An 11,210-nucleotide genomic window follows, 5' to 3' on the forward strand; every position below is an offset into this window, starting at 1 on the left:
GGGATGGAAGTATGAGTAGGGGGGGATTGCCCGGTCGTGCCGGGCAATGACAGCGAATGCGCTGTCATTATCGGGCTTGACCCGATAATCCCATATGCAAGGCTTGCGGCATCTTTCTGACAGTATGTAAATATCTTTCTGTAAGGCTTGCGGCATTTTCCTGACAGTATGTAAATATCTTTCTGTAAGTCCTGCAACATTCTCCTGTCAGTCCTGCAACATTTTCCTGCAAGGCTTGCGGCGCTTTCCGGATTTACGTCTTTACATCAAGCAATAATAAAAAAGTGTCCGAAAACCAAACATTGAAAGAAAAAACTGGACAGGCATAAAAAAACCGGCAAAAACAGAATTTAAGCCGGTTTCTTATCATACAAAATATTTTTTAATTCTATTCAAGAACTGTTGCTTCGTGCGAGCCTTTAAGGTCTGCTCCCAAATCGTGCTCAGAAGCTTTTACATAGCCGATTTTATAGGCCTTCATATCTGGAATTCCAAGTTTCTTGTGGACATCTGTCGCAAAATCAGCAGCTTTTTTGTTAAAATGCTCGGCAATCGCATCGGCATCTTCTTTTTTAACGGCAAGAACAAGTCCGATTCCCATGTTGTATGTTCCCCACATGCCTTCCGGATCTGCTCCGCGGCGCTCGAGCTCGGCAAAAATCGCAGGCTTTTCCCAGCTGTCCTTTTTGATTACGCTTACAAGGTTCGCGCCTTTTTTGTACATTCTAGGAACATTCTCATAAAAGCCTCCGCCTGTAATATGAACCATTCCGTGGATTTTTTCGCCAAATGTCTCCAAAGCGTCCATAACAGGGCGCACATAAATGCGTGTCGGAGTAAGCAAAACTTCTCCAATCGGTTTTCCGTTAAAGTCTTCGTTAAAATCCTTTACGAGCTTGCGGACAAGAGAGTATCCGTTTGAGTGGCATCCTGTCGAAGAAAGCCCAATCAAAACATCCCCGGCCTCAATTCTGTCGCCGGTAATCATTTTTTCTTTTTCGCCAAAACCTACGCCAAAACCGGCAAGGTCGTATTTTCCGTCATCGTAAAAACCAGGCATTTCGGCGGTTTCTCCGCCCAGAAGCGCGCATCCGGCATCAACGCAGCCGTCGGCAACACCTTTTACAAGCTGTCCGGCAACTTTTGCGTCGAGTTTTCCGCAGGCAACATAGTCCAAGAAGAACGAAGTCTTTACACCGGAACACAAAATGTCGTTTACGCTCATTGCAACGCAGTCAATTCCAACAGTGTCGTATTTTCCCATCTGAAAAGCAATGTCGAGCTTTGTGCCCACACCGTCAGTGCCAGAAACAGCGACCGGATGCTTTAAGCCGGCAGGAATTTCAAACATTCCGTTAAAGCTTCCCAAATCCGTCAAAAGTCCAGGAATACGGGTGCGCTTTGCATGAACCTTGTATTCGTTTACAGCGTTGTAACCTTCTTCAACATCAACGCCAGAATCTTTGTAGTCAATTGTCGCCATATTTTTCCTCAATAATTTGGAGCGCATTTTTCGTTCCCGGCCGCGCTTGCGCAGTTCGGTAACCCTCAGTCCTTCGGACCGGCTAACGCCGCTGCTCCAGTGCGGGCTAAGATTTTTTTATAATATCAATTTTTCGCTCTTGTGTCATTATGCGCTAAAACGCAACGCCAAGACCGGAAGCCACGGCTTCATCTGCAAGCTTTTTGCGGAAAGCCGCAAGTTTTTCTTTTAGCTCTGGATATTTTATCGAAAGAATTTCCGCCGCAAGGTAAGCCGCGTTTTTTGCAGAATTTATTCCGACTGTCGCAACCGGAATTTGCGGAGGCATCTGCACAATAGAAAGAAGCGCGTCCATTCCGCCCAGACCGTTAGAAACTCCGGGATTTACACATTCGAGCGGAACTCCAATAACAGGAAGTGTCGTTGCTCCTGCAATAACACCCGGCAAAGCCGCCGCAAGTCCGGCTCCTGCAATAATCACTTCAAAACCTTCATCTTCAACTTTTTTTACAGTTTCGTGCAAAAGCGCGCCTGCGCGGTGAGCCGACAGAATAAAAGCCTTGTATTCAATTCCAAATTCCTTTAAAACGTCTGCCGCTTTCTTCATAGTATCTTTGTCTGATTTAGAGCCAAAAAAAATCGCAACTTTCATAAAAACCACCTCGGATTCATAGTACCTTAAAATCAAAACAAATTCTATAAAAAGCCTTTTTTTGCCAAAAAGGCTTCTCATTTTGTAACCGTAATCCAGCGGATTTTATTTTTTGACTCTGGCGATATGTACTTTTTAAATGCAGAATAAACCTGTCCTGCGCTTACGTTCTGCACTTGAGAAGAGCGTTTTAGATATGTGTCCGGTTTTCCTGAATATTCAAGCGAAGTAATAATATTTGCGGCTACTCCTGTTCCGCTCTGGCTCGAATCGAACAATGTCGTAATGTATTTGTTTTTGTATTGCTCTAGTTTTTCTTCAACCTGCTTTTCGCCCGGAAAACTTTCAATCGCCTTGTAAATCAACGAATGAATGTTTTCCGTATCGCTTATTTTGTAAGCGCTTATCGCTCCGAGCATCTGCTTTCCGCCAAGAACGCCCGTTCCGATTGAGTAAACAGCGCCTGCTTTCTCGCGCACCTGGTCAAAAAATATATCATCCAAATACATAAGAGAAATTGCAAAAGGCACATAATCCGGATCATACCGCTCTGGACAGTTAAAAAATCCGATTGAATAGCCAGAAGTTCCAGCCTGCTCATTTTTTAGGAAAATATCCTCGCCTTCAACCAAAATCTCTCCAACTTCCGGAGATTTGTAGCTTCCTTTTTGAATCGCCCCAAAATAAGAATTGAGCTTTTCGACCAGTTTTTTCTGTCCGTCCAAGTCCATATTTGCGACAACGACAAATTTTATTCTTTTTGCATCCAAAAGTTTTTTATGGTGATTTTTAATTTCGTCCAAAGTAATAAGCTTTAACGACTCTTCGGTTACAGAGGCCGAGCTTGCATAAGAAGTTTTTCCAAACGCCGTTTTTTCAAGCTCAATTCCAAGCTGGCCGCTCGGATCAGATTTTGAGCGCACAAGAGAATCTTCTTCGTTAAGCATCATCTGCTTAAAATCGTTTTCTAAAAAAGCCGGCGAATTTATTGAATCGGCATAGACTTCGAGAACGCCATCCAAGTCTTTTTGGAGGCATTTTATTCCGGCGACGCTGTAATCGCGTCCGCTCGAAGCGCTCATCGAAAAAGAAATTCCGTACTGCATGTTTTGAATGTCTTCGTACGAAAATTTTTTGCTTCCGTGGAACATAAGCTCAAGTGCAAGGCCTTCAATTCCTGCCATTTTTGGACTTACAAGCGGAGTTCCGCCTTCAAAAACCGTGCGCAAAACAAAAACCTGTCCGCCGTTCGTCTTTTTAAAAATCACTGGAATTCCGTTTTTTAACTCATATTGCGAAAAATCTTTTACATTTTCTTCATAATAAGCGTCTTTTTCGTTTTTTGGAGACGAGGCGCAGCCTGCAAGAAAAAATATTTGTGCCGCAAGCAAAACAAAAAATGCTTTTTTTATAATCTTCATTATTTTCCTCCGAAAAATGCCTTTTTAGAGCGGATTTATTTCCACCAGCGGGCATTTTCTGCATTAAGCTCCTGCCAGCCGTCTTTTTCAAATTCTTTTTTATTTTCCCTGTAATATTCCGGGTTTACAAAAAGAACGGCAAGCCCTTTTTTATCTTTTATATATTTTTCAACAAAAGAGCGGACATCTTTATTTTCAACTTTTAAAATATTTTCGTCATAAGAAAGAGCATAATCCGCACCAGAAGAAGCCCATTCCGAAGAAAAGCCCCGTAAAAAAAGAGAAGCGGTTTCCATTGAATAGGTTCTGCTGTCTTCAAGCCTGCCCTTTACGCTTTTTATGTCTTTTTCGTCGTATCCAGTTCCGCTTTTGAGCATATCGTCCACTGCCTGCGTGTTCCAGTAGTCAAGAATAAGCTGCGCCCTTTTTTGTGGTGAAATTTTTTCATCATTCATAAAAGCGGCAGAAAAACTTATAACTCCGCTAGCCCGCATTGTCGAATACGAGCCGCCGATATAATCCGCATCTGGAATATTCAGTTCTTTATTTTGTATTGCCCCGGAAATAAAATTTCCAGACGGGTTTGAAAGGAGATACGACCAGACATCTGCCGCATAAGTGTCATTCTCGTCGCTCTGGGCGTCAGGTCCGCGCAGATAAAAAACAATTCTGCTTATTCCCTTTGAATTTTGAGGATCGGCAAAGACAAGCTTTTTTATGGCCGAAAATGGAGTTTTTGACGAAGTTTCGATTTTCTTTCCAATTTGGGCGTTTTTTCCGTTCTGCCAGCCGCCGTAAATTTCTTTTACGAGAGAATAGACTTCTTCGTGCTTTACATCGCCTCCGACAAAAAGTCCGGTGTTTGCAGGAACATAATATTCTTCCTGAATTTTTTTAAGGCTTTCCGCTGTCGCATTTCTTATGATTTTTGGATCGCCGGAAGTGTCGGTTTTCCAGGGACATTCAAAAAAAAGATTTTTAAAAACTCCTGCGCCGAAAATTCTTCCCGGCTCGCTCATTCCGCCTTCTATTTCCGACAAAACAACAGATTTCTCGTTTTCGAGCTCTTTTTCGTCAAGAAGCGGAGTGCGGATTGCATAAGACCAGTATTCAAGTCCGTCTTTTAAAAGTCCCGACGGCACTGTAAAAAAATAATTTACGCGGTCAATCGAAGTCGTTCCGTTCCACTCAGAAACGCCCATTTTATTCAAAGCGGCATACGCCTCCTTTTGATTTGCGTATTTTGCATTTCCTTTGAACATCATGTGCTCGTAAAGATGAAAAAGCCCCGCGTTTTCCGGCGTCTGGGCAACAGCTCCGGCTTTTACGGCAATTTCGATGTAAACAAGCGGAGCAGAATCATTTTCCATTACAAAAAGTTCAAGTCCGTTTTCGAGCTTATACTTAAAAAGCGACGGAACAGAAGTCTTTTGGGCAGGCAAGACAAAAACCGCGCCGCACAAAAAAAAGGCCGTTAAAAAAAATTTAAAAATTTTCCGAGTCATATATTCAATATAACAATATTGCGGTTTCTTAGATACAGTTTTTCAGGACAACTCTATTGACACATACCCCATAGAGGTATTATATATTTTCTGGAAAAAATATAAAAAGAAAGGAAATCCTAATGGAATCAAAAAACAAATGCTGCTGCTCAGCAAGAACAAAAGAACGAAGTCCGGAAGAATTTAAGATTCTTTCAAACAGGCTCAGCCGTATTGAGGGCCAGATTCGGGGAATCAAAAAAATGCTCGAAAACAACGCCTATTGCCCGGACATTTTAATTCAGGTTTCGGCGGTGAATGCGGCGTTAAACTCGTTCAACAAAGTTCTTTTGGCAGAACACATAAATTCCTGCGTAGTGAACGATATTAAAGACGGAAAAACAGAAACCGTCGGCGAGCTTGTGGAAATTCTTCAAAAGCTTATGAAATAGCAAAAGGAAAATTTATGGATAAATACATAGTAACTGGAATGTCCTGCGCGGCCTGCGCTGCAAGAGTTGAAAAAGCGGTTTTAAAAGTTCCGGGAGTCAATTCATGCACGGTAAGCCTTCTGACAAACTCCATGGGAGTCGAAGGAGAAGCCTCTTCCGAAAAAATAATAAATGCTGTCGAAAAAGCCGGCTACAAAGCGCAGAAATTCTCATCAAAAGAAAGCCATTCAATTCAAGGCCAGACTCCGTCCGAAGACAGCGAGACTCCGCTCTTAAAAAAAAGGCTCGTCTGGTCGGTTTTGCTGCTGTCAGTCTTAATGTATTTTAGCATGGGACACATGATGTTTGGCTGGCCGATTCCAGCCTGGCTTACCAAAAACGGCGGAAATCACGTCGCAATGGGAATTTTACAGATGGTTCTATCGGCTCTCATAATGCTCGTAAATAAAAAATTCTTCGTTTCTGGATTTAAAAGTCTTATTCATCTTGCGCCTAACATGGACACTCTCGTTGCCCTTGGCTCCGGAGTTTCGTTTGTTTACAGCGTTTTTGTGCTTTTTGAGATGACGGATTCGGTTTTGCTAATGGACAGCGCGCGCACTCTAAAACTTATGAACGGTTTTTATTTTGAAAGCGCGGCGATGATTGTAACTCTTATAACAGTCGGAAAGCTCTTAGAGTCAATCTCAAAAGGAAAGACAACAGACGCGCTTAAAAGCCTTATGAAGCTTTCTCCAAAAACCGCGGTTATCCTAAAAAACGGAGCAGAAAAAACTGTCAAAATCGAAGAAGTTCAAAAAGACGATATTTTTGTAGTCCGCCCTGGAGAAAATATTCCTGCCGATGGAATTATTATTGAAGGAAGCTGCTCTGTAAACGAATCTGCGCTCACAGGAGAATCGATTCCTGTTGACAAGAAAAACGGCGACAAGGTCTGCGCGGCAACTTTAAATCAGACAGGATTTATAAAATGCAGGGCCGTAAAAGTCGGAGAAGACACAACTCTTTCGCAGATAATTCAAATGGTAAGCGACGCCGCCGCGACAAAAGCTCCGATTGCAAAAATTGCGGACAAAGTTTCTGGAATTTTCGTTCCGGCAGTAATTTTAATTTCGATTTTTACATTTTTGGCCTGGATTTTTGCAGGCGAAGAGTTTTCATTCGCCCTAAACCGCGCAATAACCGTTCTTGTCGTAAGCTGTCCTTGCGCGCTCGGTCTTGCAACTCCAGTCGCAATAATGGTCGGAAACGGAATCGGCGCAAAAAACGGGATTCTGTTCAAAAACTCCGCTGCGCTTGAACAGACAGGAAAGTCAAAAATTGTAATCTTGGACAAAACAGGAACAATCACAAAAGGAGAGCCTCTTGCAACCGACATTTTTGCATTTGAAGTTTCTGAACGCGAGCTTTTAGAAAAAGCCGCCTCGCTCGAATCAAAAAGCGAACATCCGCTTGCAAAGGCAGTGTTAAAAAAAGCCGGAGAAGAAAAAATTGAGTTAAAGCCAACTTCTGAATTTACAGCCATTCCCGGAAACGGCCTTTCGGCAATACTTGAAGGGAAAAAAATTTACGGCGGAAACCTGAGCTTTATTCAGTCAAAACTTTCTAATATAAGCGAAAAACCTAAAATTCTTGCGGAAAAATTTGCAGAGCAAGGAAAAACCCCGCTATTTTTTGCAGAAGAAGACAGGCTTTTAGGCATTATAGCCGTGGCAGATGTAATAAAAAGCGACAGCTCAAAAGCCATAGAAGAATTAAAAAATATGGGAATTTTTGTCGCAATGCTCACAGGCGACAACGAAAAAACAGCCCGCGCGATCGGCGCTCAGGCAGGCGTTGACGAAGTGATTGCAGGCGTTCTTCCAGACAAAAAAGCGGAAAAAGTTCTCGAATTCAAGAAAAAAGGAAAAGTCTGCATGGTCGGAGACGGAATAAACGATGCCCCGGCTCTTACGGCGGCAGACACGGGAATGGCTATCGGCTCTGGAACAGATGTTGCAATAGATGCGGCAAATGTTGTCCTTATAAAAAACAGTCTTCTGGACGTAAACCGCGCAATCCGGCTCAGCCAAAAAACTGTAAAAAATATTCACGAAAACCTTTTCTGGGCATTTTTTTACAATATTCTTTTAATTCCAATTGCCGCAGGCGCATACATAAAGCTTTTTGGCCTGGAAATGAATCCAATGCTTGGAGCGGCGGCAATGAGCCTTTCAAGTTTTTGTGTTGTGACAAATGCGCTCAGATTGAATTTTTTCAATTTGAGGAATTCAAAAAATAAAAAAAGCAAAAAATCCGCTTTAACTGCACAAAATGTAGTTTCTGCGGAAAATAAAAATAAACAGGAGGCCGAAAAAATGGCAGAATTAACAGAAAAAACATTAAAAGTAGAAGGAATGATGTGCTGCAACTGTGAAAATCACGTAAAAAGAGCGCTTGAAAAAATCGAAGGCGTAGAGACAGCCTCGCCAGACCACAAGACTTCGCAGGTTACGGTAAAGCTTTCGAAAAACGTTCCAGAAAGCGAATTTGAAAGGGCGATTGCAGACGCCGGTTATACTTATGCCGGTTTAAACTTGTAAATAAAAAAGAAAATCTTTAAAATGTGGACAAAAATTTAGAAAGCCGGTTTTTACCGCTTATGAAGACGGTAAACGCTGAAGAAAACTTTCATTTTTTTAGTAAAAACTCGACAGGATGTAAGATAAAAACAGCCGAAAATGGCGTCTGTTTTTATCTTTACAAGTTTGCGTTGCAAACTTACTAATCAACTGCAATTTCTCACTTTGCTACGAAATTGCAATAAAAAGTCAATCCTAAAACTGAAGTTTTAATCTTGACTTTTTATAGGAGATTAAAATGAACGAAAAAATCGAAAACAGCACCATAAACAGTGCTCTCTTCACCGACTTTTATGAATTGACAATGGCCCAAGGCTACTGGAAAAACGACATGAATCAGGATGTTGTTTTTGACATGTTTTTCAGAAGACAGCCATTTAACGGCGGTTTTTCAATTTTTGCCGGTCTTGATACGCTTTTAGACGCAATCACAGATTTTACTTTTAGTCCAAGCGATATTGAATTTTTAAGGCAACAGAAGATTTTTGAGCCGGGTTTTCTCGAATACCTGAAAACTTTCCGTTTTAGAGGCGACGTTTACGCTTTTAGAGAAGGCTCGGTTATATTTCCTCAGGAGCCGATTGTCAGAATCCACGCAAAACTGATTGAAGCGCAGATTGTCGAGGCTTTGGTTTTGAACCACATAAATTTCCAGAGCCTTATTGCGACAAAAACAGCAAGAATCTGGCTTGCAAGCAAAAAAGGCTCAATAATGGAATTTGGCTTAAGACGCGCACAAGGACCAGACGGCGGAATGAGCGCAACGCGCGCAAGTTTTATCGGCGGAGCAGCCGGAACTTCAAACACTCTGGCAGGAAAACTCTACGATATTCCGGTAATGGGAACAATGGCTCATTCCTGGATTATGGCCTTCCCTTCTGAACTTGAAGCGTTCGAAGCATACGCAAAGCTCTATCCTCAAAAGGCAATTTTCTTAATCGACACCTACGACACTCTCCGCTCCGGCATAAAAAATGCAATCAAAGCAGGGGCAAAGCTCGTAGAGAAAGGCTACAACTTCGGCGTCAGGCTTGATTCTGGAGATATTTCCTATCTTACGGCAGAAGTCCGCAAAGAACTGGACAAGGCAGGATTTCCGCAGGCAACAATCACAGTTTCAAACGAGCTTACAGAAGAAATTGTCGAGACTCTTGTTCAGCAAAACACACCAATCAACAGCTGGGGCGTTGGAACCCACATGGTGACTGGAGGAAACGAGGCCAGCTTTACAGGCGTTTACAAGCTGGCGGCAAGATTTGACAAGACCTCCGGCAAGAATATTCCTGCAATGAAATTTTCAGACAATCCTGAAAAAAACACAAATCCTGGAATAAAAAATGTATACCGTCTGTATGATGACGAAGGCAATGCAAAGGCCGACATAATTGCAACTGAAGACGAAAAAATCGAAGCAGGAAAAGAATACCGCTACTACCATCCGATGATTGACTACCGCCAGTTTACATTTAAGGCGGCAAAAACTGAGGCTCTTTTGCACAAAGTTGTAGAAAACGGCAACAGGATTGAAGAAAAACAGCCTGCTGGAAAAGTAATCCGTCTTGCACACGAAACAGCACAGCAGCAGCTCGAAACTCTGGATGCTTCTTACAAGCGTATTTTAAATCCGCATATTTACAAAGTAAGCCTGACAGAAGCAATGAAAAATCTAAAGATGGATTTTATTGAAAAAAGAATAAAATAGTCAAAATCAATCCACGGTCAAAACAAGCAAAAAGTTTTACGATCGTGGATTTTTTTGTCTTTTGAAAAAAAAACAAAAAAAATTAAAAAATTTTAAAAAATGCTATTGACGTAAATAATTCGTTTTGCTAATATAAATACATCACGCGGGCATAGCGAAGTTGGTTATCGCGCTGGCCTGTCACGCCGGAGATCGCGGGTTCGAGCCCCGCTGCTCGCGTCAAAAACCTTCCTCGGTGAGGAAGGTTTTTTTATTAAAATTAAAAAAATCGGGTATTAGCGCAGCTGGTAGCGCACTAGCTTCGGGAGTTAGGGGTCGGCGGTTCGAATCCGCCATACCCGATATTAAAAAATCTGTCGTCCTGGCAGATTTTTTTTTGCATTTTTTTATTTGGCGCCGGATGGCAGCGGACACGCGGAAGAAGCGTGTGTGTGCAAACACCGGAAGCGCGTAAGACGCTGTAGCCGCGGACAGCCGTTTTTACAAAAAAAATTTGCATAACCGACAAGTGTTTTTTTTAGGAAAGTTGTGCGCCCCATTATAAATAAAAAATTCTTCAGTTTTTTTTGAAAAAGTCGAAAATCTTAAAGACTGGTAAGACAATTTTGGAGAGGTTGTCTATGGAAATCTGCTTTTTGACTCGTGAAAAGAATGTTTGCCGCCTTATTATGGAAAGGCTTGAGAATTCTGGCTGCCGTTGCTATCTGCAGGACGACTGGAGCTTGCTGTACAAGAACATTCAGGATTTTAACTGTCAGATTGATATGATTGTCTGCGATTTTACTCTTATAAGCGGCTGCTGCTTTAATCTTTTTGAATCGATTTTTGAAATGGGGAAAAAAATTCCCATAATTTATTACAATGACCCTTCTTCCCCAGACGACGAACGGGTAAACCACTGGATAAGCCAAAATGAGCTTTATTACCAGTTTAATTTTCCGCAAAACTGCATTTCGACGCTCAAAAAATTAAACGAAATAATCTGCGATCCGAGCGTAAAACGGCATATTTCGCTTTTGCAGCCGGCAATTCCGGTCGGATGGGAAAAACTTAGAGGCAGCGAAACTCAGCGCGAAATTAACCTTCTTGATTTTAGGTTCAGGAACAATCTTTCGCCTGCTCTTTTTCAGCTTTTTGAATATATGTACAAAAACAGGACAAAAGACATGAGCTTGTCCGAACTCGAAAAAGTTCTGTTTAGAAACAAAAAGGATTTTTTTGACCATAAATCGTCTGTCTACTCATATATTTCAAGATTAAAAAACCAGATTGAAACTGATTCCGCAACAAAAATAAAAATTTTCCGCTCAAGCCGGGGCTGCTACAGGATGGTCGTTTATTAAAAAAATAAGCAGGTTCAATTTCGAGTTTTAAATTTTACTGTCATTATCGGGC

The 11,210-nt window shown here is 41.8% G+C and carries 8 protein-coding genes and 2 tRNA genes; 6 read left to right on the forward strand and 4 right to left on the reverse strand.

What is annotated here, in order from left to right; translation table 11 throughout:
* Positions 1-388: 388 nt before the first annotated feature.
* The 4 genes from purM to B4N75_RS02430 form a co-directional block, all read right to left on the reverse strand.
* Entirely contained in the window at positions 389-1,483 is a 1,095-nt protein-coding gene (purM, locus tag B4N75_RS02415) for a phosphoribosylformylglycinamidine cyclo-ligase (RefSeq protein WP_296668056.1), read from the reverse strand.
* 154 nt (positions 1,484-1,637) lie between these two features.
* A complete protein-coding gene (purE, locus tag B4N75_RS02420; protein WP_296668054.1) occupies positions 1,638-2,135 on the reverse strand; it encodes a 5-(carboxyamino)imidazole ribonucleotide mutase in 498 nt (165 codons plus the stop codon).
* A gap of 77 nt (positions 2,136-2,212) precedes the next feature.
* Positions 2,213-3,556: a M16 family metallopeptidase gene (locus tag B4N75_RS02425; protein WP_296668052.1), complete on the reverse strand. Its 1,344-nt coding sequence runs from the start codon at positions 3,554-3,556 to the stop codon at positions 2,213-2,215.
* A 35-nt stretch (positions 3,557-3,591) separates the two neighbouring features.
* Positions 3,592-4,998 carry a M16 family metallopeptidase gene (locus B4N75_RS02430; RefSeq protein ID WP_296668050.1) on the reverse strand — a complete coding sequence of 469 codons (1,407 nt, stop codon included), beginning with the start codon at positions 4,996-4,998 and terminating at the stop codon, positions 3,592-3,594.
* Positions 4,999-5,183: 185 nt separating this feature from the next.
* On the opposite strand from B4N75_RS02430, the gene B4N75_RS02435 reads away from it, so the two are divergent.
* The 6 genes from B4N75_RS02435 to B4N75_RS02460 all read left to right on the forward strand — a co-directional run bounded on the left by B4N75_RS02435 (position 5,184) and on the right by B4N75_RS02460 (position 11,158).
* Complete coding sequence (locus B4N75_RS02435) at positions 5,184-5,492, forward strand: metal-sensing transcriptional repressor (protein ID WP_296021053.1); 309 nt, start codon at positions 5,184-5,186, stop codon at positions 5,490-5,492.
* A 14-nt stretch (positions 5,493-5,506) separates the two neighbouring features.
* The gene (locus tag B4N75_RS02440) at positions 5,507-8,074 is read left to right on the forward strand and encodes a heavy metal translocating P-type ATPase (RefSeq protein ID WP_296706520.1); all 2,568 of its coding nucleotides are present in this window, start codon (positions 5,507-5,509) and stop codon (positions 8,072-8,074) included.
* 277 nt (positions 8,075-8,351) lie between these two features.
* Positions 8,352-9,815, forward strand: coding sequence for a nicotinate phosphoribosyltransferase (locus B4N75_RS02445; protein WP_296668047.1), 1,464 nt, complete (start codon positions 8,352-8,354; stop codon positions 9,813-9,815).
* Positions 9,816-9,960: 145 nt separating this feature from the next.
* Positions 9,961-10,034 (forward strand) — tRNA-Asp (locus B4N75_RS02450).
* Positions 10,035-10,084: 50 nt separating this feature from the next.
* Positions 10,085-10,157 (forward strand) — tRNA-Pro (locus B4N75_RS02455).
* Between the two features lie 278 nt (positions 10,158-10,435).
* Positions 10,436-11,158, forward strand: a complete 723-nt coding sequence (locus B4N75_RS02460; protein WP_296668045.1) for a hypothetical protein — start codon at positions 10,436-10,438, stop codon at positions 11,156-11,158.
* Positions 11,159-11,210 lie beyond the last annotated feature (52 nt).

The organism is Treponema sp. UBA7570 (assembly GCA_002477955.1).
Taxonomy (GTDB): Bacteria; Spirochaetota; Spirochaetia; order Treponematales; family Treponemataceae; genus Treponema_D.

Excerpts from the sequence above, each read along its gene's own strand:
- purM (WP_296668056.1), bottom strand. The coding sequence starts at position 1,483 with ATGGCGACAATTGACTACAAAGATTCTGGCGTTGATGTTGAAGAAGGT.
- purE (WP_296668054.1), bottom strand. The coding sequence starts at position 2,135 with ATGAAAGTTGCGATTTTTTTTGGCTCTAAATCAGACAAAGATACTATG.
- B4N75_RS02425 (WP_296668052.1), bottom strand. The coding sequence starts at position 3,556 with ATGAAGATTATAAAAAAAGCATTTTTTGTTTTGCTTGCGGCACAAATA.
- B4N75_RS02435 (WP_296021053.1), top strand. The coding sequence starts at position 5,184 with ATGGAATCAAAAAACAAATGCTGCTGCTCAGCAAGAACAAAAGAACGA.
- B4N75_RS02440 (WP_296706520.1), top strand. The coding sequence starts at position 5,507 with ATGGATAAATACATAGTAACTGGAATGTCCTGCGCGGCCTGCGCTGCA.
- B4N75_RS02445 (WP_296668047.1), top strand. The coding sequence starts at position 8,352 with ATGAACGAAAAAATCGAAAACAGCACCATAAACAGTGCTCTCTTCACC.
- B4N75_RS02460 (WP_296668045.1), top strand. The coding sequence starts at position 10,436 with ATGGAAATCTGCTTTTTGACTCGTGAAAAGAATGTTTGCCGCCTTATT.